Here is a 22,637-nt window from a genome sequence, read left to right as displayed (position 1 = left end):
AAGATGATCACAGTTAATACCAAACTACTCTGTGCTATCCAGCCATTGTTGTGGCGGCTTGCGATTAAACGAGCGCTGTTACTAACTGGCGCTGCCGTTATATTAACCGCCTGTGCTAGTGCACCCCTCGCACCGACTGCTGAATTACAAGCCGCAGAACTCGCCATTAGTAATGCTGACCGAGCGCAGGTTGTGCGTTATACCAGCACTGAACTTAACACGGCCAGAAATGAGTTAGCGGCTGCTAAATCTGCTGTAGCAACAAAAAACATGGTGCAGGCCAAGCAACTTGCTACTCAGGCTCAGCTAAGCGCAGAGCTCGCCATTGCGCATGCAGAACTGGTTAAAGCACAAGCAGTAAATAAAGATATGCAACAGAGTATTCAAGCCTTAGAGCAGGAAATACAGCATAACTTGTCAGGAGTAAAACTATGAGTAGCTTAATGCGTTTTCAACGAACATTAGTCAGTGCTGCGCTACTAAGCGTATTGGTAGTCGGTTGCAGCTCTACAGCGAAACGCCCTGATGGCGCAGATAATTTACGCCAACAGCTGACGCAGTTACAAAGTGATCCCGAGTTGGCGGTACAGGCGCCTTTGGCAATAAAAGACGCTGAGCAAGCCGTTAAAATTGCCGAGCAACCAGAAAAAAATAGCGCATTAGCTGAGCATCGAGTGATTATGGCTGAACGCAAAATAACGTTGGCAAGAACGCTAGCGCAAACTCGTCAGCTTGAACAACAACGCGAAGCGTTAACCCAAAAGCGGGATGAAGTTAGGCTAAATGCCCGCAGCCGTGAAGCCGCTAGCGCTCGCACCGATGCCCAGCAAGCGCGCATGCAAACCAGTAGCGCACAAGCTGATGCCGCCGCTGCCCGTGGTGATACTAGGCTGGCCATGCAACAGGCCAGTGCGGCAGAAGCCGTAGCAGAAGAATTACGCGGACAAATTGACGAATTAAATGCACGGCCTACCGATAGAGGTTTAGTTGTAACCTTGGGTGATGTGTTGTTTGATACCGGTAAAGCCAATTTAAAAAGTGCCAGTAGCAGCCATTTAAATAAATTAGCTGTATTTTTAATGGCTTACCCTGGGCGCACTGCACAAATAGAAGGTCACACGGATAATGTGGGCAATGACGGCGCAAATATGCTGTTATCACAACGTCGGGCCGAGAGCGTCAAAGCCTATCTGGTGGCACAGGGCGTAATGGGTGCTCGATTAGCAACGAGTGGTAAAGGCGAGGGCAGCCCGTTAGCAAGCAATGACTCGGCAGAGGGGCGGCAACAAAACCGGCGAGTAGAAGTAATTATTGCTAATGCTACTGAGTAAGTTAATACGCTGGCTAAGCGCGCTGGCGCACCGACACTGTTACGGCAAGCATGCATACTAAGTATTACACAGCGACAATTTTGTCGTCGTTAACTTAGCGGAGCTATTATGGAAAAGCCAACAGTTTCAAATGCGGATAACAGTGCGTTTAGTCGTGGTGTAGATGCAGCATCGGGCAGTATGCACCGAGCAATAGATGGTGCTGCTGATGCCGCGTCACCAGCAATTAAAACCATGTCGGCGTCGGCACATAACACCGTAGATAAAATGGCTAGTGGCGTTAATTATGCAGCTGATGCCCTCGCCACAAAGGGCACGCAGTTGCACCATTTGCAACAGCAGCTAGCAGAAAGTACCCGCGGGCAGGTGCGTAGTCACCCGCTGATAACTTTAGGTATCGCCGCCGCTGGCGGAGCACTGCTAAGTATTTGGTTAACGCGCAGCCTTGTAGGCCGTAATACTAACTAAGTACTCGCCGCACCGGCTATGCCGGTGCGGCTTCTGCAATATTAGCCGGCAGTATTATTATCGGCATTAACTCTATTAGGGTGTGCCTTGTTCGGCCAACAACCGCTGCGCGCTGTCTTTGGTGGGTTGGCCTAGCATCTTAACGTAATTTATTATCCCATCTTGATAACAAGCACAGGCCACAGTTTTTAGCGCACGCCGGTTTAAAACACTAATCACGCCTCTACTGTAACTAATAATTTGTTGTTGCTGCAGATTCCCAGCCGCTACAGTTACGCCACTGCGGCGCACGCCCAGCATATCTGCCAAAAATTGATGTGTTAAATGAAAGCTGTTGCTGTGCGCTCGGTTGTGGCTCATCAGTAACCAGCGCGCTAAACGATGCTCTAACTCATGAAAATGTAGGCAGGCCGCGTTTTGCGATAGCTGTGACATTAAAACAAATAAGTAGCGCTGTATCACATGACGTAATTGCGGGCTGTGTGAGAGTTGCAGTTGCATGGCCGCTACGCTAATACGTAATGCGCTGCCGTTGCCTTGCACTATGGCTTGAGTCGGCGCGAGGTTTATACCTAATAGTAACGTTGCACCTAGCATGCCTTCATTACCTATTAGGCCCATTTCTAATGGTTTATGCCCTTTTAGTTGAATGGCCAGTGAAATAAAGCCACTAAGGGGGAAGTATAAATAATCATAAGCTTGATTTGCCTCGCACAAGCTTGTACCAAAGCTAAGCTGCACCAGTTCAGTGTGTTGTAATAGTAAAAGTTGTTCGTGGTTTGGTAGCAAATCAATTAGGTAGTTACTAATCAGCGGGTAAGATAATGTTGGCATAAAGCAAGCCTTTAGCACGAGGTTACCTTGTGGTACAAGACAGGTGCTGTGCAGCCTTGAGTTGTAAGTATAGACGCGCGCTATTTTGTACTCTGTGCGCTAAGGCGCTTACTCAATGAAGGTTTAGCTAATACGTTCGGCTGCACGATTAGCTCCGAATTCTGACTTGTGCTTTTTATGGACGCCTAATAAGCGCTCGGTTTCGGCTTTAACTACGCCGTAACACTCACAACTTAATTGTTCTAACTTAGCCTGATTAGTTACCGTAATATGACCGCGGCTGTAATCAATTACCCCTTGTTTATGTAAACGGCATGCTGCTTCCGTTACGCCCTCGCGACGTACCCCTAGCATATTGGCAATGAGCTCTTGGGTCATCACTAGGTGATGATCAGGTAATCGGTCTAAAGACAATAGCAGCCAGCGGCATAGCTGTTGATCAATACTGTGGTGTCGGTTACAAGCGGCGGTTTGTGCTATTTGGGTGCACAAAGCTTGCTGGTATAGCAGCAATAACTGCATCAATTCATCGTATTGATTAAACTCATCTTTTAAACGTTTACCTAGTAAGCGGTAAGCCCAACCGGCACTTTGTACTACCGCACGGTTGGGCGTGCTATTGCCGCCTAAAAATAGCGCTACACCTACCATGCCATCGTAACCTGCAACGGCTATTTCTGCTGATGCGCCATTTTTTAACACGCAAAGTAAGGAAATGATGCAATCAGCAGGAAAATAGGCGTACCGCAACGTATCGCCAGATTCATAAAGTACTTTACCTAGTGGCATGGCAACTAGTTCTAAATGTGGAAACAGTCGTTGTTGCGTGTCGGTAGAAAGCGCATTTAACAAATTATTTTGCGTCGGCTGATGCATCGTTGTCGGTATTGGGTCAAGCATAATTATCGTCCTGATTAAATATTAACAACCACCAAGTATAATTAAATAAAATGTTAACTCTGTACGCTTGCGTACACAACATCCTTTACTGTAGCTGGCTATTTTACTCGCATAGCATTTTTTACTGAAATAACGCCAGTTACCTCACGTGTTATCCGCATCGCGGTATTTATATCGTCGTTTGACCGGACAAAACCACTTAGCTGCACCACGCCTTTAAAGGTTTCAACATTAATTTCGCTAACTTTAAGTGAGGCATTATTAAAAATTGCCGCTTTTACTTTAGTGGTAATAACAGTGTCATCGATATATTCACCTGTACCTTCCTTGGTATCTGTTGCACCACAGCCCGGTAATTGCAGGCCGAGCACACCTAAAAACAATAACATAGAAATATTTCGGTTTTTCATGATACGGCTACCTTATTAGTTAACGTTGGTTGCTGGTGGTGGCGTAACAACTTGTAGATTATTTTGCACACCGACTACGCCATTAATATTTTTCACAATATCGGTAGCGCGGTTTTTATCCTCCATCGATGCGGTGGTGCCATTTAACTTAACTTGGCCCTTAGACGACGTTACGGCAATGTTGCTGTGCGCAAACAGTGAATCGCGTTGCAGCGCTTCAGTGATAGTAAGGTTTAGGCTAGTGTCATCTTGTGGTTTAACCACACTCTTTTGCGTAGACATGTTGTCACACCCGGCTAAAGTTAGCAGAAATAGCGCAAGCAACACCGCAGTAATACTGGTACGTAAAATCATCAGTCGATCCTCAGTTAGGTTGAAGTTTAAGCTTAGAGCGATGTTTACTTAGGCTCTGTGCGTCATCGTACAGAGCAAGAAGTATTGTCAGTTCATATTCAAGGCTAAGCCGGTATCAACAACTCTGTTTGGTAACTGATGCTTGGGTAGGAGCTGAAAATGAATTACGAAACGCGAGACACCTTTGGTATGTACAAAAATACCTTGCACAACACGATGCATGGGCCTGGCCCGAGCCTTATGGGGGCCAATACGTTAATTGGTAACGACGTATACAATCATAAAGAAGAAAGCTTGGGCGATATCAAAGAAATAATGTTGGACATCCGTAGTGGTAAAGTTAGCTATGCGGTACTGTCTTTCGGTGCATTTTTGGGTATGGGCGCAAAGCTATTTGCCGTGCCTTGGCATGCATTAACTCTTGATACCACTAACAAGCGTTTTATCTTGAATATAGAGAAAGACCGGTTAAGTGGCGCCCCTGGTTTTGATAAGGACAAGTGGCCGAATATGGCCGATAGCACCTGGGTAAAAGATATTGATACCTATTATGCGGCTTCAACATCGAATAACCTCCCAAGCTAGTTCTTCATTATGGTCAAAGCCCTTCTCCAATCATGGGCTTTTTTATTTACTATGTTTCTTAGCGCACATACGAATTGAACTTGCTCTCCTACAGTTAGCATTATCACATCACAGTCAGAGGCGAACCTATGTTAGAAACAATAATTGTGCTGTTAGTTGTATTGTGGTTGTTGGGCTTGGTGTCGTCTTATACGCTAGGGGGCTTTATTCATATTTTACTGGTGGTTGCGCTGGTAGTTTTAGCAATAAGGCTGCTACGCGGCCGTCGAATATAGTAAGTAGGGGTTGAGGCGGTCATGCAAAATAAACATCAGGTTGTCAGCCATATTTACAGCGTCTTGCCGTTAGATAAACAGATATTAGTGGCCCCTCGGCGCAGCTATAGTGAATTACAGCAGGCGCTTAAACGCGCAGAAAATTTAGCCGAGCGGGTGCTAACTGAACTGTTGGTACTAAAGCAAAACCAGCAATTTAGCCATCATGTTGATACGCCTGATAAACAGCAAGTCATACAGCAGATGCAGTTTATTATTAAGCAGGCGCAGCGGCACAGCAGCGGTTTTGCCATCATGCACCTACAATTAGATCACTTTAAGCATATTCAAGATAGCTGCGGTGCACCGGTTGCCAAGCAAATAAGTGAGCTAACCTTACATCATTTGCGCACCTTTGTGCGTGATTGTGATTTGGTTGGTCAGCAAAGCGAAGATCAATTTTTATTATTAATCACAGACGTATCACGAATATACGACGCCGCATTAGTGGCAGAAAAACTGCTGCAAAGACTGACATTACTAAATGAGCTTTGCATACAACCTATAGTTATTGCCTGCAGCATTGGTATTAGCCGGTTTCCAGAAGATGGCAATGATGCCTTTTTATTAATAGAAAAAGCCACTGCCGCACTACAACATGCCCAGCGCCGAGGTGGCGCGCAGTTTTCGCTGCTGCGTTAAGGCAGTGTTCGGCATTGTTAGCAAATTGCTATGACGATATGAGTTATACAATCAGTTTTCGCAGCCATTCTAAAAGTACACTGGGTAGCTTTTCTGGTTCAGCCAATAGTGCGTACTGAGTGGGGCCAAACACCTTGGGTAGATATGCCGCCGCTTGACGGTCAATGGTTAAACAAAACGGATAAATACCTTGTAATTTGGCTTCGATTACCGCTTTTCTCATATCTTCAGCACCATATCGGCCTTCATAATGGTCGTTATCATTGGGCTTACCATCTGATAACAGTATTAATAAGCGATGCTCGGCTGGCATAGTCATTAATTGGTTACTAGCGTGGCGTAATGCCGCACCTGCGCGGGTATAGTGTTGCGGTTCTAAAGCGCTAATTTTTAACGCCGTATTATTAGTAAAATGTTCACTAAACTGTTTAATTTGCTGCACGGTAACACCGTGATATCCCTCACCTGAAAATGCTAATACTGAGTAGGGCTCAGCTAAGCTTTCTAATGCGTGACAGACTAAAAGTAAGGCTTCACGTTCAACATCAATAACTCTGCGGTTTTTTGCCACCCAGCTGTCGGTTGAACCGCTAATGTCGATTAATAGCGTAATTGCCAAATTACGTTGTTGCGGGCGTTGTTGTAGATAGATGTGATCTGCTAGCGTATAACCGGCACGATAATCTGCATAGCCAGTTACATATGCATCTAAATCAATGTCATCGCCTTCTAATTGCTTGCGTTGCATAATGCACTGTGGCCGTAACATTTCAAATTGCCGCGCTATTGCCGTTAGCAAGAAGCGATGTTGAGTGAGTGTCGCATCTACCCATTGTTGAGAGCCTAATTGCATTGGCATAATATGTACCGCTGCGCCAGGCTGTAGGTAAGCTTGCTGACGATAATCCCACTCAGGATACTTAATCTCTCCTTTTGCGGCTAACGTTGCGGTTGCCGCTTGGGCCTTTAGCTCGGGTGGGTCATCACTGATTAATATTTCCTTCGTTTTTTCTGGTGTCGATACCAACCGCGCTTGGGCTAACTCTGACACCATTTCGCTAAATTGCTCGGCAGGTGTCTCCTCATCTCTATCGGTTGGTCGTTGCATACCAAATGGGTCTTCAGCATGCGCATGAGACTCGTCAGCTTGAACCATCCATGCCCCAGGTTCGGTATTGTCTTCGTCATCAATGGGTTTACGCACCTCAGGTCGGCGCGGCATACGGCTGCTCCGAGCTGCAGAGGTATCAGGCTCTGCAGCTAAAGCGGCTGCGTCGATAGCTGCACTAGAGGCGATATCTACCGGCAACAAATCGCCGGTCCAACAGTCTCTAAATAAGGCGGGTTGCTGCTTTGTATAAGTGCAGCCGAGTTTAAATTTCTTAATAAGCCGTTGTGCTTCTATTACTGAGTGGTGTGCTGAGGGAGTTCCAATAAAGGAAGCTGTTGCAGCCGATTCTTTTAACATTAAGCGTAAAAGATGCTCTACTGGTAATCGTGGAGTATAAAATGTACTTAGTGCGGGGCGGCGTTCAAGCACCAGTTGACGAAAGTTATAGATATGCCGCGCCATGCCGGGCAGTAAATCAATAAGAAGCGCATCAACAGAAAACGCTTCTTGTAATAAATAGATATCGGCAGTGAGCGGGCAAGAGAGTGTTGCGTATACGGTAGCCGACAGGCGTTTAGCCCGCATCGCTTGTTGTAACGCCATTACCTGATAATATTCTCGTGCTTGGTTTTCGTTGGTTAAACTGCTGTCGGCAGGCAACCAAATATTGCGGTCATTAGTGGCAGGTAATGCCTGTTGTTGGTATGGTTTTCGTACTTTACCCACCATGCAGGCCAAAAGTGTTGGCCTTGCCGGTAATTGGCTTATTTTTAGTGGGTAACTATGGCCAAAAACTGAGGTGATAAATAAATCAAGCCGAGATGCAACATCAGCAAGCATAATGGTTTTAGGAAGCTCGGCAGCGGGCCGATAACGGCGCCATAAATTACGAGTATATACAGTAGCATGTCTAGCTACATCAACTAGAACGTCTTCAGCTTCTGCCATACATCACTAAATATAAAAATTTAACAACAAGAATAATGTTAAACAAAGGTAGCATCGATCAAATCTTGCATCGCGCCAACTAAAAACTCGTCATCTGATAAGGGCGATACTACTGCGTTGTAACAAGCTTGTTTTATTGCTATACCGCCTTTAAATAATAATGCAGCGGCTATTAATAAGCGGGTACTCGGCACTTCGCTTAAGCCGCGATCTTGTAATTTACGAAGCCTTTGCGCCAGTGACACTAACGCATGTGCGGTAGCGTGATCAACGCCGCTTTCTCTTTCGATAACAGTAACTTCGTGGTCAAATGGTAAAAAGTCTAGGTCCATTGCAACAAAGCGCTGGCGGGTGCTGGGTTTCAGATCTTTTAACATCCGTTGATAACCGGGATTATAAGAAACAACCAGCTGAAAACCAGGCGCGGCCTCTAATAGTTCGCCGGTTTTATCTATAGGCAACATACGTCGGTAATCAGTTAAAGAGTGCAAAACAACGATGGTGTCTTGCCTAGCCTCAACCACTTCGTCTAAGTAACAAATAGCACCAGTGCGAACGGCAGTTGTTAACGGACCGTCTTGCCAGACCGTACCATCGTGACGAATAAGGTAACGGCCAATTAAGTCACTTGCCGACAAATCATCGTGACAGGCTACCGTGATTAATGGCCTTTTTAACTGCCAAGCCATGTGTTCAATAAAGCGAGTTTTGCCACAGCCGGTAGGCCCTTTTAGCATAACGGCCAAATTATTGGCGTGGCATTGACCAAATACTGCTACCTCTTGCCCGCTTGGTAGATAAAATGGTTCGCAAGTTGTGACTACGTCTGCTGATTTATGTAAATGCATACTATTTAGAGTGCACGTTGCTGGTTAAAGGGGGTTGCGCGTTTTGCTCTGCGGCGGTGTTAAACGATGGCCGGTAGCGGAAGAAGTCATAAATAAATAAGCCAACGCCGACCGAAAATATTGTAGCGGTGGCAATTAACATTAAAAAGTGTACCTGTATTTTTAACTGAGCATCTAAATACCCCATCCCCATAATACGCTCTAGATAAACTTGGCCAATACCCGCAGTAGCGAAAGAGAATGTCATGCCAAGCATGCCACTAAGTTGTAGCCAAAATGCCCAGTAACCGATGCTGGTGCCTGCTTCCGGACGATCTTTACAAAACGAGGGTAACGCGTAGGTGATCATTGCTAAAACAATCATGGCATAGGCACCGTAAAAGGCAGCATGGCCATGCATGGCGGTAATTAGGGTGCCATGAGTCCACTTGTTGATGCTTGGCCAGGTATGGGCTAAGCCTAATAAACCTGCACCAAATAAAGTAAAAATGGCACTGCCTACAGTCCAGTGTAGCGCCAATGTGTTTGGGTGAGCTAAGCCCGAGCGCTTGATAGCGCTATAGGCGTAAATTGCCATGCCAACGAGCGCCACCGGCTCCAATGCGCCAAAGAAACCGCCAATGGGTAACCAATATGTTGGTACACCAACCCAATAATAATGATGAGCTGTACCAAGAATACCAGCGATAAACACTAGCCCGACAATAACATATAACCACTTTTCCATTACTTCTCGGTCGGCGCCAGATAATCGAATCAGTAAATAAGCTAAAAAAGCCGCCATTATCATCATCCATACGCCTTCAACCCAAAGATGAATAGTCCACCAACGATAAAAAATAGACACTGTGTAATTTTCATAGTGAAGCAACGCAGGAATAAACAATAACGCCGAGCTAACAACACCCAGCATTAACACACCTTCAGTAGTGGTAAAGCGGCCTGATTTTTTTATCGTCATGCCAATGTTATAGATAAATATCAACATACAGATCACAATAACAATTTTATGCGGTAGTGGTTGCTCTAGTAGCTTATTACCGGTGCCGTAACGAAATAGGTAGCCAATAACCGCAGAAACGCCCATTATTACCCACAAAACTAGCTGTATATACGCTAACTTCACGCTATGTAATTCGGTGCGCGATTCATCTGGAACCATCCAGTACGTTGCGCCCATAAAGCCGGTTAATACCCAAACAATCAATAAGTTGGTATGAATTACCTTTGTCACGTCAAACGGCAGTATATATAACAAAGGATCAGGCCCAAGATATTTTGCCGCTGATAACAAACCAAATACTAACTGTAAGCCAAAAAGTGCCATAGCCACGGCAAAGTACCAATAAGCGACAGACTGCGATTTATACCGCATTGTTGTTCTCCGTTATTTGCGTTCGGCCATTGCTTTAGGCCAACCTAGTAGTGGGTTATTTTTGCGCCTGCTATTTAAACGTTGCTAAGTAAGCAACGAGATGATCAATTTGTGCACTAGTTAAACTTTGTTCATAACCGATGGGCATAAAAGACGTACCCGCGGCAGAATACATAGCACCAGGTACAATATGCGCACTAGGTGTCATGATAGATTCACGTATATAACCTTCAATATCTTTAGCTGCGCCGGTATATTGCGGTGAACCCACTAGTTGTTTAGCGCGACTAGCAATTCCAGCAAGTGTCGGCCCCGCCATATCGGCACCTGGTGCGGTTGAATGGCAAGCGTTACAGGCCGGTGTTGCCGAGCGAAATACAATTTCACCCTGAGCAATGGGATCAAGTTTTGATGTCTCTGTCGTTAATGACGTGACAGCTGTGCTCGTTTTAGTTGGCAGATTAAAGCTGCCGGTAACAAGAATAGGGCGAGGTGGCCAGCCTTGATTATCAACCTTACTTACCCAATCAAGAAACTTAATTAGGTTACTAATTTCCGCTTCGCTCAAATCTTGTTTGGGCATCAATCTACGATGTTTTTGCTCATCATAAAACTGCGACGGGTCGCGCATATAAGCTTGGAGATAGGCTTCGCCACGATGTTGAGTAATTTTGGTTAAGTCCGGCGCATAATAGGCACCTTCGCCAAACAGCGTGTGGCAATTTATACAGTTATATTTATGCCAAACATCTTTACCTAAAGTAACCTCTGGGGTAATGGTGTCTGCATTGGTTAGCGTCGGAAATTGCCGGTGGCTGTCTAGCGTTAGTACCAAAAATATCAATGCTGACAATGCCGTTGAGGCAATAGCAAAAATACGAGCTTGTCTATTATTCATCTAAAAGTCGCCTTACACAGCAATGCCGGTCCAGTGAAGTAATGAAATAGAAAACGCATAAATAATAGCTAATGCCATTAATAACAAAATTGCGTAACTGAATAGCTTAAACGGTTCGTACCAGTGACGTTGCGGCATAACCCAAACTCAAATGGTTTCTTTGCATTAAGGGTAGCAGGCAACAAGTATTGTTCAAGAAACTAGAAAGAATAAAACAAATTGTTTACATTGGGCTGTGCTAGATCTCAGCCGTTCGTTGATGGCGGCCCACAAGGTAGATCACTACTTTATAGCGATAACTGGAGGCATTATTTTGACATAATGCCTTTGCCTACTCTGATACGTGGTGGCATCGCTAACGCAAAAACCGTTGCACGTAAGAGCAGCTGGCATGTACCTGATATTGTTGTGTGTTGGCCCAGGCCAAACCGTGACGCACAAGCTTTTCGGCTAAGCCTTTGCCACGAAATTCGGGTGGTACAAAGGTGTGATGAAAATTAATACTGCTGCCATTTAGTGTGTAGTCCAGCACGGCTTCAGCGTTGCCTTGGGTTAGCACAAAGCGTTGTTGTTCCGGCTGGTGGCTAATTGTAATATCGGTCATGCGTCATCTCCAAGCCATGGGGTTTCTGGTAGTAATGCTAAATGAGCAACATAGCGCTCTAGGTTAAAGTCTTGTTGGTGCTCTATTACATCAATCATTTCTGGCGCCAAAGCGCAGGCAATTAGCTCTATGGCTTGCTCTCTGCTGTGGCTTTTCATTCTTAACCGCATTAGTGTTTCAGTTACTTGTTTTGGGTAATTGTCGGCTAATTGGTTTTCTACCACTTCAAATAGCATTGCTTGGTCGAGTAGCTCTTCGCTCATGCGAGCCTCCTAATTATAGTGCGTGCACCAGTATGGAATATCTGGCTGAACTTGCCAATGCTGAACAGAAAAAACCGGCGCTGGATAGTATTTAGCTAAGGCTTTCGCTAAGCTGGGGCACAATAGAAATACTCTTTTAGTGATAACCCGATGCAAGCAGCAATACCAGTTTGGCGCAGCCGCATTCAAGCACTTGGCCCTGGCATTTTAATGGCAACCGCCGCTATTGGTGGCTCGCATTTAGTGGCATCTACTCAAGCTGGCGCGTTGTTTGGCTGGCAGTTGGCGTGGCTAATTTTATTAGTTAATGTGCTTAAATACCCGTTTTTTCGCTTTGGTGTTGAATACACGCTAACGCGGCAAGAAAGCCTATTAATGGGTTATCAGCGCAAAGGCCGGGGCTATTTTTATAGTTTTATTGTGTTAAATATTATTGCCGCGGTGGTTAATACTGCCGGCGTGTTACTGCTTACCGCGAGCTTGTTGCAATATGCGCTGCCGGGTAATTTATCAGTGGTTTTATTATGCTGGTTAATCTTAGGCAGTTGCTTATTTATTTTGCTGCTGGGCCATTACAAAGCACTAGATAACGTGGCCAAGGTTATTATGCTGCTGTTAACGGTTAGCACCGTTATTGCCGCCATTATTGCGGTATTAAATGGCGCGCAAGCACCGGTTGGTTATATTGGCCCGTCGCCATGGACATTAGCTGGTTTAGGCTTCTTAGTTGCACTAATGGGGTGGATGCCTGCGCCAATCGAGATTTCTGCTATTAGCTCGTTATGGTTACAAGCCAAACAACGAGATATGCCTATTAGCCGTAAACAGGGGTTGCTCGACTTTAACTTAGGCTATTGGCTTACCGCTGGATTGGCGTTGGTATTTTTATCGCTGGGTGCGCTGGTGCAATATGGTAACGAGCAAAGTATTGCCTTGGCGGGTGGTGCTTTTGCCCAGCAACTTATGGATATGTATGCCAGTACCATTGGTGACTGGGCACGGCCATTAGTTGCGTTGATCGCTTTCTTATGTATGTTTGGTACTACTATTACCGTATTAGATGGTTATGCGCGCACCTTACATGCGTCGTTTTCGCAGCTAGGTTGGATAACGCATAAGGCAGCATTACACTATTGGTTACTGGCACAGGCGGCTTGTGGTATGGCGGTGATACTATTTTTTAAAGCTGCGCTGGCACCAATGCTAACCTTTGCTATGACTTTAGCTTTTTTAACCACGCCGATATTTGCCTGGCTAAATTACAGTTTAATGCGTGGCAACGGCGCAATAACGCTGAGCTGGCCACTTAGGTTGCTCAGCTGGGCGGGCTTATTGTACCTAAGTGGCTTTGCGCTGCTATTTTTACTGTGGTTTAGCGGTGTAATTTAGCTAGCCAATATGCTGAACTAAAGCGCTAGCGTTTTCTCACCCCGAGTAATACCAGAGGCAGAGTTACCACGACTTTACATCAGGTTTAATAAGGGTTGCAAAGGTGCACTTAAGCCCACATATTGCTAAGTAATAGGTTTATTAGCTACTCAGTACAGGATTTGTTTTATGTCACAATTTATTGTTGATGTGTCGCTTAATAATGCTCGCGAAGTGCTAGATATTTCTATGCAAAAGTTGGTGTTATTTCAGTTTTGGTCAACGCGTAGTGAGGGCTGCTTGCAGCTAAGCCCAGTACTAGAGCGAATAGTTCAACAGTATCCGCAACAGCTGTTATTAGCCAGAGTCGACTGTGATAAAGAGCCTGATTTAGCCATGCAGTTTGGCGTGCAATCGTTACCAACAGTAATGATGATTAAAGACGGCAAACCAGTTGATGGCTTTGCTGGCGTAGAAACTGAGCAAGCTATTCGTGCTAAGTTGGCCGCGTATTTACCCAAACCAGAAGATAACTTGCTGGCTCAAGCTGAGCAGCTATTGGCGGCTCAAGATTATGCTGGCGCTTATCCGTTACTAAAAGAAGCATTAGCTCTGGCACCAGAACGGGTTGAAATAAAGCTGTGGCTAGCTGATACCTCAATTGGTTTGGGTCAACTAACGCAAGCTGAAAGCTTATTAGGTGAAATTAAATTAGCCCAGCAAGATAGCTTATATAAGTCGGTTGTTGCCAAGTTAGAGCTAGCAAAAGAAGCGGCAGATACGCCAGAAATTCAAGCGTTAGAAGCTGCGTTGGCGGCCACGCCAGATAGTAATGAAGTAAAAGAACAATTAGCCGTGCAGTATCAGGCGGTGCAGCGTAGTGAAGAGGCGCTGGCATTATTGCTGAGTATATTGCTACAGGACCTTAATTTTGGTGCCAGTAAAAAACTGTATTTAGATATTTTAGCGGCGTTGCCCAAAGGGGATGCTGTAGCTAGCCACTATCGTCGTAAGTTATACAGTTTGTTGTATTAACCGAGTTAGTGGTGAAAGTCGGCCCAAATCTGGCGAATTTGGTCTGACAATGTCATTGGGTCAAATGGTTTTACTAGCACAGCTACCGCTCCAAGCATTTTATACGATGCTATTTCAGCGTCTTGCACTTTTGCCGTCATAAATATTGCTGGTACTTTGGTTAAATCATATTGCTGTTGCAATTTTTTTAAGGTAGTAGGGCCATCCATGCCAGGCATCATTACGTCTAGCAAAAGAAGTTGTGGCGTGATTAATGGATATTCGGCTAATGCTTGCTGGCCGCTGCTACAAGTAAAAACGGTAAAGCCGCCAACGGCTTCTAAAGCAATTTTTGCTACCTGCTGAATGGAAAGGTCGTCCTCTACGTGCATAATACGTTCTAATTTTGTCATGTGTATTCCTGAGTACGAGCAGCGGTAATAAATTGCTGGTGTGGCTGGCGGTATAAACTATCATAGCACTGTTACAAACGGCCTTACTATAAAACTCAAGCTTGGCGTTAACAAAATGGTGACAGTTATTTATGGCTAATTCTTTAGTGCAGCAGTTTCAGCAATTAAGCGCTGTGCTACAACAATATAAGCCTTATTGGCAGCTGCTACCTTTTACTTGTGACGTCTTACCATGGCAGCAGCCAGACTTAATACAGCGCTTGTTGTCACTTAATGCCGAGCAAGTTAACGCAATTGATCAAAGTAGCCAATTACAACAGCAATACTTTGCTGATCTCTTTCCACAGTTGTATCAGTTAGCTAAGTTGCCTAGCTTACCAAGTAATGATACTGCACTAAGCGCAATGCCTTTTTGGTTAGAAAATGGTATTGCTGGGCGCAAGCTAGAGCAAATTGATGCCGTATGCCGGCAATGGCGTCCTAGCCAATTACCTGTGCTGGAGTGGTGCGCAGGTAAAGGGCATTTAGGCCGTATGCTGGCACATCGCTTTGGCCAAGCAGTTACTAGCATTGAGTGGCAACAACAGCTCTGTGATGACGGTGCCGCGCTGGCAGAAAAACACCACATAGCGCAGCAATTTGTTTGTGCGGATGTACTAACAGCGCCGCTGAATAACGTACTACATAGCCAGCAGCACATTGTTGCGCTGCATGCTTGTGGCCAGTTACATATTTCCATGCTGCAACAAGCAGTACAGCATGGTTGCCAACAACTGCAATTAGTACCTTGTTGTTATCACTTGATTAGCGAAGTGCAGTACCAGCCAATGTCCAATATTGGTACGCAGCTTAATTTGCAGCTAAGTAAAGATGATTTAAAGCTGGTAGTACAAGGCCAAGTAACGGCGGGTGAACGGATTGAAAAGTTAAGGTTTACCGAGGTGCTGTGGCGCCTAGCTTATGACGAGTTACGCGCCGATATTAGCGCTGATAAAAAGTATCGCCCGCTAGCGTCAGTGGCTAAGCATTGGTTTAGTGGCGAGTTTGCCAATTTTGCCGCATGGGCGGCGCAGCAGCATCAATTGCGGTTGCCAGCAGAGGTTGATTGGGCACTATATTTACAGCGTGGCACAAAACGCGCTGCGTTGGTGCAGCGCATAGAATTAGTAAGGCATTTGTTTCGCCGCCCATTAGAACTTTGGCTGGTATTAGATAGAGCCTTATATTTGCAGCAACATGGCTATGATGTCAGCGTGACCCAGTTATGTAACTACCAGATCACGCCGCGTAACTTGCTGCTTAGCGCTACAAAGCAGCGTTAATGCCTTACTACCATTTCTTGCCGTGAGCTAATGCGTTGGAATACCGCTAAATCAAATACCGGCAAAATAGCAAATAACCGATCAAAGATATCGGCTTGAATGCCCTCATAGTTTGCCCATTGCTTATCAGCACTAAAACAATATATCTCTACCGGCAAGCCTACTTCTGTTGGTTGTAACTGGCGTACTATTAAAGTCATTTCTTGGTTAATGTTTTTATTTAAGGTTAAACGCCAACGCACATAATGCCGGAATAAGGCAATGTTAGTTACGTCGTTGCTGTGTAGCAAAGTTTTAATATCGGGCAGCTGAAAAAAATCTTTCAGTTGTTGCTGTTGGCCTAGTTTTTCTAGCTCTTCGGCATTAATAAAGCGAATGGTATTAATATCAATGTTAATTGCTCGCTTAATCCGTCGGCCACCTGATTGTTGCATGCCGCGCCAGTTTTTGAACGAGTCAGAAATAAGTGCATAAGTAGGCACGGTAGTGATGGTTTTATCCCAGTTTCTAATTTTTACAGTGGTTAAGGCAATTTCCACTACGTCACCGTCGGCACCGTATTTAGGCATTTCAATCCAGTCGCCCACATTTACCATGTTATTAACCGCAATTTGAATACTGGCTACAAAGCCGAGAATGGCGTCTTTAAATACCAATAACAGCACTGCAGTTAACGCGCCTAAACCGCTTAACAATAAAGTAGGCGACTTATTTAAGGCGGTACTAACAATTAAGATACCAAACAGCATAACGCTTAATAATTTTAATAACTGGGCGATGCCTTGATAAGGAATAGTGGGATTAGTTGCTAATAATGAGTAGGTTTTGGCAATAAAGTCGATTACAGCAGCAACTACTAAACCAATAAACACATACAAGTACAACCAGATTAGTACACTTAGCCCAGCAGATAATTGTGGATACTGGGTAAAGAGTAACGGCATTAACATTTGTAATACCAGTGGTGGCAGTAAGTGGGTAATATAACTGGACAACTTGCGCCGCTCTGTTTCCGTTTCATAAGTCAGGCGGCCGTCTAGTTTATCTAAAATATGTGCCAGTATCGGCTTTATCCAAATACGTCCGAGTATAAAACTAAGAAAAAAGACAGTAATGGCAATAATGATATTACAGCTAAAAATAAAGGTGTTATGCCACTGCTCAGGCAGCATAAGCAGCTGTGCTAGTGTAATTAAGAAATCGTTTAACATGGTAATTGCTCCGAAGGTTCCCTTGTGCTATTAGCTTGATAATAATGCGTGATCCACAGCTCTTTGCGCTGCCAGCGCTGATTAAGCCAGAGTTGAAAACGTTGACGAAACGATTCGTCGTTAAAATAGTCACCAATAACATTTTCATCTATTGGTAACGTATCTACATGCACCACAATGCGTTTTAACTTACCCATTAGCATGTCTAATGCTGCGTGCTGCTGATTATCGGGGTAAAGGATAGTGAAATCTAACAGAGCATCGAACTGTTCGCCCATACTTGCCAAGGTAAAAGCAATACCGCCGGCTTTAGGCGGCAGTAAAAACTGAAACGGGCTGCGTTTGTGTAATTTCTTGTGCTCGGTAAAACGGGTACCTTCAACAAAATTGATAATAGTTGTAGGTACCGTTTTAAATTTTTGACACGACCGCCGCGTGGTTTCTATGTCTTTACCTTTTAACTGCGGTTTTTTTGCCAATTGCGCTGCGCTGTAGCGTTTCATAAATGGCATATCGAGCGCCCAACAGCCTGTGCCTAAAAAGGGCAACCATTTAAGCTCGTCTTTTAAAAAGAATTTTGGTTCAGGGATCCGTCGATGTGCAACGCGACTCACTACTGGAATATCTAACCAACTTTTATGATTAGAAATAAGCAAATACCAGCTGTGCTGATCTAAGGCTTGAGCGCCCTGTATTTGCCAACTAACGTTGTTAAATACATTAATTAAAGCAGTGTTAAATAGCGTCCAGCCGCGGTAGCAGCCTTTGCCACCAAACGCAGTTAGGCGGCGCACTATTTTAAATGGTAGCACGAGTTTAATAATACCCAGAGGTGTAACTAACAGTCCCCATAAGGCTAAATTTAAAGCAAATAAACTTAAGCTAAAAGGTAGTAATAACCAACCAGGTAAAAAACTTAACATTACCGCTTAACTCCCGGTTTTAATTCTTGTAGTTGCTGATCTTTGCGCTGCCATAGTTGATTGATCCACTGCTGAAACCGTTCTCGGTACTGGCTGTCATTGTAATCACCTAATAGCTCTGGAGTAATGGGAATAATATTAATTTGGACAGTGATATCGCGAACTTTGCCGGAGATGTAATCCCAAAAACTGGGCGTACCTTTAGGATAACAAATAGTAATATCAAGAATTTTATGCAATTGCTCACCCATTGCACCCAGCACAAAGGCTGCTCCGCCGGCCTTAGGTTTTAGTAAATTTGTATAAGGTGATTGTTGCTGTTGATGCTTTTGTGGCGTGTAGCGAGTACCTTCGACAAAATTCATAATCGCTGCAGGCTTAAAGGCAAATTTACGACAAGCGTTACGAGTAGTTTCAATATCTTTGCCATGCAAATGGGGGTTACGCTGTAAAAAGGCTTTGCTGTAGCGTTTCATAAATGGGAAATCTAACGCCCACCAGCACAGGCCTAAGAAAGGCACGTAAATTAATTCTTTTTTCAAAAAAAATTTAATAAATGGAATTTTACGATTAAACACATTTTGTAATACTAAAATGTCAGCCCATGATTGATGGTTTGCCAACACCAAATACCAGTCTTTTCGTGACAGTTTTTCTAGCCCAGATACCTGCCAATGAATTCGTGTAAATAGGCGAGTAGTAAAGTTATTAACACTGATCCACGCGACTGCGCACGCATCTAATAGATAGGTCATCCAGCTTTGCCAGCGAGTAATAGGTGTCAATTTTAATAGAGCTAACAGCATAATTGGTACAAACCAAAATAAAGTATTAGCAATGTAAAGCAGTAATGACAGCGTACCCGTAACAGGGTGGGGTAAGAAATTCAGCATAATAATACCTGATATGTGTAACCGCTATAAATTACGGTACCGTAAAAATAATAACAGCAGGCAAGCCTGCTGTTAACACATCGGATCAGTAATTAGTTTACCTTAATCTTCAAAATAGGTGTAACCATAAACGCCAGCTTTTAATTCATCTAACAGTTCATCTTTTTTGCTGTCGGCCATATCTAACTTAGCTAGCTGGTTAGTGTACGATGCAATCAGTTTTAAAGCGTCAAATTGCACATAGCGCAGTACATCTGCTACGGTATCACCTTTAATACTATTAGTAAGCTTATAGCCACCGTCTTCGGTTAGTTCAACGTGCACTGAGTCAGTGTCGCCAAATAAGTTATGTAGATCACCTAAAATTTCTTGGTACGCGCCCACCATAAACATACCAAGCAAATATTGCTCGTCTTCTTTATATAGTGGTAGTGGCAAACTAGGTTCTATACCGTTGCCATCGGCATAACTTTTAAGCTGCCCGTCTGAGTCACAAGTAATGTCTTGAATAATGGCGCGATGATCAAGCGGCTCGTTCATGCGCTCTAATGGCATGACTGGAAACAGCTGATCAATACCCCACGCATCTGGCATTGACTGAAATAGTGAGAAGTTAACGAACAACTTGTCCGCTAACTTTTCATTCAGTTCATCATGAATTGAGCGATGTGACCGTGCGGTCATATCTAGGTTAGCTTTTACTTTGTTAATAGTGGCAAAGTAAATTTGCTCTAGTAGCGACCAATCTTTTAACGTAAGTAAACCATGTACATACTGCGCATGGGCATCGGTAAAGTAATGCACTGCATCATGATAAGCCTCTATAGCGGTGCGCGGTGTTACATTTTGGTAAGCTTCCCACAAACCTAAAATTACCATTGGCGAGTCTTCGCTTGGCTCAGGTAAATTTACTAAGCCGGGTGCACGTTCAATATCAATCGCATCCGTTACTAATACGGCATGGTGTGCTGTCATGGCGCGGCCAGACTCAGTAATAATGTTCGGGTGCGGTAAGTCGTACTCGTCGCACACTTCTTTTAAACCATTCACTACGTTACGAGCATATTCGTACATCGTGTAGTTCATTGAACACGCTGAGCGCGATTTCGACCCTTCGTAATCCACACCTAAACCACCACCAACGTCTACCGTTGTAATAGGCACGCCTAAGGTGCGCAATTCGGCATAATGGCGAGCGCACTCACGAATAGCATTATGAATATCGCGGATATTGGCAATTTGTGAGCCAATATGAAAATGCACTAACTGCAATAAATCCAACTTATTGGCATCGCGCAGTATATCAATAGCTTGCAGTACTTGCGTGGCCGTCAAACCAAACTTACCTTTTTCACCGCCCGTATTTTGCCACTTACCTTTACCTACTGAATTGAGGCGAATACGAATACCAATGCGTGGTGCGGTGCCTAGGTTATCAATTTCGCGCAGCAAGGTTTTTAGCTCTGACAGTTTTTCTACTACCACATAAACGGTGTGACCCATCATTTGGCCAATAGTCGCTAAGCGTAAAAACTCGCTGTCTTTATAGCCGTTACAAACAATTTGTAGTGGGGTTTCAGTTACACCCAAAATAGCCATAAGCTCCGGCTTACTGCCGGCTTCAAGGCCTACTTTACCGCTCTCATGGCTAATTAAACGTTTTACTACAGAAAACTGTTGGTTAACTTTAATGGGGTAAACCGCCGTATACTCGCCTTGATACTCTTTTTCGGCTTTCGCCAGTTGAAAAGACTTAATTAATGTATCTACACGGTGCTGCAGAATATCAGTAAAGCGTACTAGCACCGGCAGAGTTAAGCCTTCTTCTTTAAAGCGCGCGGTAAGCTCAGGAAAGCTGATGCCTTTTTTGCTATGATCCATATCTGGATAAGCAACCAAATCACCATCGGTGTTGACGTCAAAATACCCTTCACTCCATACCGCTACGTTATAGATAGAGCGTGCTTTTTCAGTACCCCAGTCAGCCATTGTTGTTCCTTAAAAATTAATATGGGTATAGTTTAAAGTTTATATAGCTAAGATACAGCAAAAAACACGAAATATTTGAGTGTCACCGCAGTAAAAGGCACAATACGCGCCCTGTAACCGTAGGGGTAAGAAATATGTCTGGTTTTAATAACAATTGGTACACTGAAATTTTTGCTGCCAGCGGCAGCGCTTTTGGCCTGCAAGTCACTAAAAAGCTTGATGAAGTGCAGTCACCATTTCAAAAAATTGAAATGTATGAAACCACACATTTCGGTAATCTTATGGTTATTGATGATGTCATAATGTTAAGTAGCCGAGATAATTTTTTATACCACGAAATGCTAAGTCACCCCGTGTTGTTTACCCACGCCAAGCCAAAAAATGTGGTTATTATTGGTGGTGGTGACTGCGGCACCTTGCGCGAAGTGTTAAAACACCCAAATATCGAACAAGTAACGCAAATTGATATTGATGAGCAAGTTACGCGCATGGCCGAAAAGTATTTTCCTGAGCTATGCCAATCTAATAACGACCCACGTGCAACCTTGGCTTTTGCTGACGGCATTAAGTTTATGCGTGAAGCTGCGCCTGAATCTATCGATGTCATTATTGTTGACTCTACTGATCCTATTGGCCCCGGCGAAGGTCTATTTAACTGCGCATTTTATGATAGCTGCCGTAAAGCCTTGCGTCAGGGTGGTATTTTAGTGCAGCAAAGTGAATCACCGCTTATTCATATGCCACTGCTTAAAGCGATGCGCGATGCCATGCAAGACGCTGGTTTTGCAGCCTTACAAACCTTACTGTTTCCGCAAATGGTGTATCCATCGGGTTGGTGGACGTGCACTTTAGCGCGTAAAGATGGTGAATTTACAGGGTTTCGCGAAGCCGATGCTGCAGCTGCATCTTTTAATACACATTATTATAACGTTGATATTCATAAAGCCGCCTCAGCTTGGCCTAACTTTATGAAAGTTGCTTTGCAAAAATAACACGTAAAGCAATAAGATTAAGTTAAAGTTCAAAATAAATGCGATGGTTAGCTTGCGAAGCTGGCAAGCTTTCTGTACATTTACTGTTCATTAGCGGGGTAGCAAATGATGAAATTTAGTTACTTATTGTTATTTGGTGTGTTTTCGGCTCAAGCAGCGGTGTATAAGTGTGAACAAAATGGCGTAGTCGAATTTAGCCAGTTTCCTTGTGCCGATGAGGCTGAGCAGGTAGATATGCGCCCAATTGGCACCGCGATGAGTGGTACGCGCGGTGAATTTAAGCAACAAGTTGACGCGGTTAAACGCCAAAGCCGCTTTGTTGAGTTTCAAATAACTAAACTTGAACAAGAAAAACAAGAACGTTTAGAAGAGCTTAAGGCCGATTTGTATAAACTGCGCCGTAGCTTTCCCAAATCTGAAGAGTTGGCTGCATTGCAGCAAAAAATTGATCGCTTAACTGAGCACTATGATGAAAAAATTGGTGTTGAGCGTATAAGCTTAGCCGGCCTAAAATCAAAAGCTGTGACGTTAGAACGACAATACGCACAAAATTAATAAATTTGTATAAAAAAGCCCCGCTTAGCGGGGCTTTTTTGTTTAATTCAGTTTAAAGTAACTTTTAGGTTA

27 protein-coding genes are annotated in these 22,637 nt (G+C 44.2%); 11 read left to right on the top strand and 16 right to left on the bottom strand.

Going from position 1 to position 22,637, the window contains the following annotated elements; genetic code table 11:
• Window positions 1-3 precede the first annotated feature (3 nt).
• From MN199_RS12215 to MN199_RS12205, 3 genes are all read left to right on the top strand, one after another.
• Window positions 4-435 carry a DUF4398 domain-containing protein gene (locus MN199_RS12215; protein ID WP_335739608.1) on the top strand — a complete coding sequence of 144 codons (432 nt, stop codon included), beginning with the start codon at window positions 4-6 and terminating at the stop codon, window positions 433-435.
• Entirely contained in the window at window positions 432-1,331 is a 900-nt protein-coding gene (locus MN199_RS12210; RefSeq protein ID WP_335739607.1) for an OmpA family protein, read from the top strand. Before MN199_RS12215 ends, MN199_RS12210 begins: the two co-directional genes overlap by 4 nt.
• A gap of 108 nt (window positions 1,332-1,439) precedes the next feature.
• Window positions 1,440-1,799: a hypothetical protein gene (locus tag MN199_RS12205; protein WP_335739606.1), complete on the top strand. Its 360-nt coding sequence runs from the start codon at window positions 1,440-1,442 to the stop codon at window positions 1,797-1,799.
• Window positions 1,800-1,874: 75 nt separating this feature from the next.
• Here the strand turns inward: MN199_RS12205 and MN199_RS12200 are convergent, their stop codons facing one another.
• The 4 genes from MN199_RS12200 to MN199_RS12185 all read right to left on the bottom strand — a co-directional run bounded on the left by MN199_RS12200 (window position 1,875) and on the right by MN199_RS12185 (window position 4,297).
• Entirely contained in the window at window positions 1,875-2,633 is a 759-nt protein-coding gene (locus tag MN199_RS12200; RefSeq protein ID WP_335739605.1) for a Crp/Fnr family transcriptional regulator, read from the bottom strand.
• A gap of 123 nt (window positions 2,634-2,756) precedes the next feature.
• Window positions 2,757-3,533, bottom strand: coding sequence for a Crp/Fnr family transcriptional regulator (locus MN199_RS12195; protein WP_335739604.1), 777 nt, complete (start codon window positions 3,531-3,533; stop codon window positions 2,757-2,759).
• Between the two features lie 98 nt (window positions 3,534-3,631).
• Entirely contained in the window at window positions 3,632-3,943 is a 312-nt protein-coding gene (locus MN199_RS12190) for a BON domain-containing protein (RefSeq protein WP_335739603.1), read from the bottom strand.
• Window positions 3,944-3,958: 15 nt separating this feature from the next.
• The gene (locus MN199_RS12185) at window positions 3,959-4,297 is read right to left on the bottom strand and encodes a BON domain-containing protein (protein WP_335739602.1); all 339 of its coding nucleotides are present in this window, start codon (window positions 4,295-4,297) and stop codon (window positions 3,959-3,961) included.
• Window positions 4,298-4,456: 159 nt separating this feature from the next.
• Between MN199_RS12185 and MN199_RS12180 the strand changes: the two genes are divergently transcribed.
• From MN199_RS12180 to MN199_RS12170, 3 genes are all read left to right on the top strand, one after another.
• A complete protein-coding gene (locus MN199_RS12180) occupies window positions 4,457-4,882 on the top strand; it encodes a PRC-barrel domain-containing protein (RefSeq protein ID WP_335739601.1) in 426 nt (141 codons plus the stop codon).
• 128 nt (window positions 4,883-5,010) lie between these two features.
• Complete coding sequence (locus MN199_RS12175; protein WP_335739600.1) at window positions 5,011-5,157, top strand: lmo0937 family membrane protein; 147 nt, start codon at window positions 5,011-5,013, stop codon at window positions 5,155-5,157.
• A gap of 21 nt (window positions 5,158-5,178) precedes the next feature.
• Window positions 5,179-5,838 (top strand): GGDEF domain-containing protein, encoded by a 660-nt coding sequence (locus tag MN199_RS12170; protein ID WP_335739599.1) that lies wholly within the window; start codon window positions 5,179-5,181, stop codon window positions 5,836-5,838.
• Between the two features lie 43 nt (window positions 5,839-5,881).
• On the opposite strand, the gene MN199_RS12165 is transcribed toward MN199_RS12170, so the two are convergent.
• The 7 genes from MN199_RS12165 to MN199_RS12135 all read right to left on the bottom strand — a co-directional run bounded on the left by MN199_RS12165 (window position 5,882) and on the right by MN199_RS12135 (window position 11,885).
• Window positions 5,882-7,897, bottom strand: a complete 2,016-nt coding sequence (locus MN199_RS12165; RefSeq protein ID WP_335739598.1) for a nitric oxide reductase activation protein NorD — start codon at window positions 7,895-7,897, stop codon at window positions 5,882-5,884.
• Between the two features lie 38 nt (window positions 7,898-7,935).
• Entirely contained in the window at window positions 7,936-8,745 is an 810-nt protein-coding gene (locus tag MN199_RS12160; protein ID WP_335739597.1) for a CbbQ/NirQ/NorQ/GpvN family protein, read from the bottom strand.
• A gap of 1 nt (window position 8,746) precedes the next feature.
• A complete protein-coding gene (locus MN199_RS12155; RefSeq protein WP_335739596.1) occupies window positions 8,747-10,120 on the bottom strand; it encodes a cbb3-type cytochrome c oxidase subunit I in 1,374 nt (457 codons plus the stop codon).
• Window positions 10,121-10,190: 70 nt separating this feature from the next.
• Window positions 10,191-11,018, bottom strand: coding sequence for a c-type cytochrome (locus tag MN199_RS12150; protein WP_335739595.1), 828 nt, complete (start codon window positions 11,016-11,018; stop codon window positions 10,191-10,193).
• A 12-nt stretch (window positions 11,019-11,030) separates the two neighbouring features.
• Entirely contained in the window at window positions 11,031-11,156 is a 126-nt protein-coding gene (locus MN199_RS12145) for a hypothetical protein (protein WP_335739594.1), read from the bottom strand.
• Window positions 11,157-11,373: 217 nt separating this feature from the next.
• Window positions 11,374-11,622 carry a GNAT family N-acetyltransferase gene (locus MN199_RS12140; protein WP_335739593.1) on the bottom strand — a complete coding sequence of 83 codons (249 nt, stop codon included), beginning with the start codon at window positions 11,620-11,622 and terminating at the stop codon, window positions 11,374-11,376.
• Window positions 11,619-11,885 carry a hypothetical protein gene (locus MN199_RS12135; protein ID WP_132580985.1) on the bottom strand — a complete coding sequence of 89 codons (267 nt, stop codon included), beginning with the start codon at window positions 11,883-11,885 and terminating at the stop codon, window positions 11,619-11,621. The genes MN199_RS12140 and MN199_RS12135 overlap by 4 nt, the downstream gene beginning before the upstream one ends.
• Before the next feature lie 150 nt (window positions 11,886-12,035).
• On the opposite strand from MN199_RS12135, the gene MN199_RS12130 reads away from it, so the two are divergent.
• Together MN199_RS12130 and MN199_RS12125 are read left to right on the top strand one after the other, a co-directional pair.
• Entirely contained in the window at window positions 12,036-13,274 is a 1,239-nt protein-coding gene (locus MN199_RS12130) for an NRAMP family divalent metal transporter (protein ID WP_335739592.1), read from the top strand.
• A gap of 168 nt (window positions 13,275-13,442) precedes the next feature.
• Window positions 13,443-14,288, top strand: coding sequence for a co-chaperone YbbN (locus MN199_RS12125; protein ID WP_335739591.1), 846 nt, complete (start codon window positions 13,443-13,445; stop codon window positions 14,286-14,288).
• 5 nt (window positions 14,289-14,293) lie between these two features.
• On the opposite strand, the gene MN199_RS12120 is transcribed toward MN199_RS12125, so the two are convergent.
• A complete protein-coding gene (locus MN199_RS12120) occupies window positions 14,294-14,680 on the bottom strand; it encodes a response regulator (RefSeq protein WP_335739590.1) in 387 nt (128 codons plus the stop codon).
• 131 nt (window positions 14,681-14,811) lie between these two features.
• On the opposite strand from MN199_RS12120, the gene MN199_RS12115 reads away from it, so the two are divergent.
• Window positions 14,812-16,002, top strand: a complete 1,191-nt coding sequence (locus MN199_RS12115) for a methyltransferase (RefSeq protein WP_335739589.1) — start codon at window positions 14,812-14,814, stop codon at window positions 16,000-16,002.
• Here MN199_RS12115 and MN199_RS12110 read toward each other — a convergent pair.
• The 4 genes from MN199_RS12110 to speA form a co-directional block, all read right to left on the bottom strand.
• On the bottom strand, window positions 15,999-17,213 hold the full coding sequence (locus MN199_RS12110) for a mechanosensitive ion channel family protein (protein ID WP_335739588.1): 1,215 nt from the start codon (window positions 17,211-17,213) through the stop codon (window positions 15,999-16,001). The genes MN199_RS12115 and MN199_RS12110 overlap by 4 nt on opposite strands.
• Window positions 17,207-18,136 carry an acyltransferase gene (locus tag MN199_RS12105; protein WP_335739587.1) on the bottom strand — a complete coding sequence of 310 codons (930 nt, stop codon included), beginning with the start codon at window positions 18,134-18,136 and terminating at the stop codon, window positions 17,207-17,209. Before MN199_RS12105 ends, MN199_RS12110 begins: the two co-directional genes overlap by 7 nt.
• Window positions 18,136-19,029: an acyltransferase gene (locus tag MN199_RS12100; protein WP_335739586.1), complete on the bottom strand. Its 894-nt coding sequence runs from the start codon at window positions 19,027-19,029 to the stop codon at window positions 18,136-18,138. Before MN199_RS12100 ends, MN199_RS12105 begins: the two co-directional genes overlap by 1 nt.
• A 102-nt stretch (window positions 19,030-19,131) precedes the next feature.
• Complete coding sequence (gene speA, locus MN199_RS12095; RefSeq protein ID WP_132581001.1) at window positions 19,132-21,018, bottom strand: biosynthetic arginine decarboxylase; 1,887 nt, start codon at window positions 21,016-21,018, stop codon at window positions 19,132-19,134.
• Between the two features lie 134 nt (window positions 21,019-21,152).
• Here speA and speE point away from each other — a divergent pair, with 134 nt between their 5' ends.
• Window positions 21,153-22,010, top strand: a complete 858-nt coding sequence (gene speE, locus MN199_RS12090; protein WP_335739585.1) for a polyamine aminopropyltransferase — start codon at window positions 21,153-21,155, stop codon at window positions 22,008-22,010.
• A gap of 105 nt (window positions 22,011-22,115) precedes the next feature.
• Window positions 22,116-22,565, top strand: a complete 450-nt coding sequence (locus MN199_RS12085; protein ID WP_335739584.1) for a DUF4124 domain-containing protein — start codon at window positions 22,116-22,118, stop codon at window positions 22,563-22,565.
• Window positions 22,566-22,637: the final 72 nt, after the last annotated feature.

Source organism: Rheinheimera metallidurans, assembly GCF_036983985.1.
Lineage (GTDB): Bacteria > Pseudomonadota > Gammaproteobacteria > Enterobacterales > Alteromonadaceae > Alishewanella > Alishewanella metallidurans.
The sequence above is the reverse complement of the archived record's forward strand: the minus strand, read 5'-3'. Positions and strand labels throughout refer to the sequence as shown.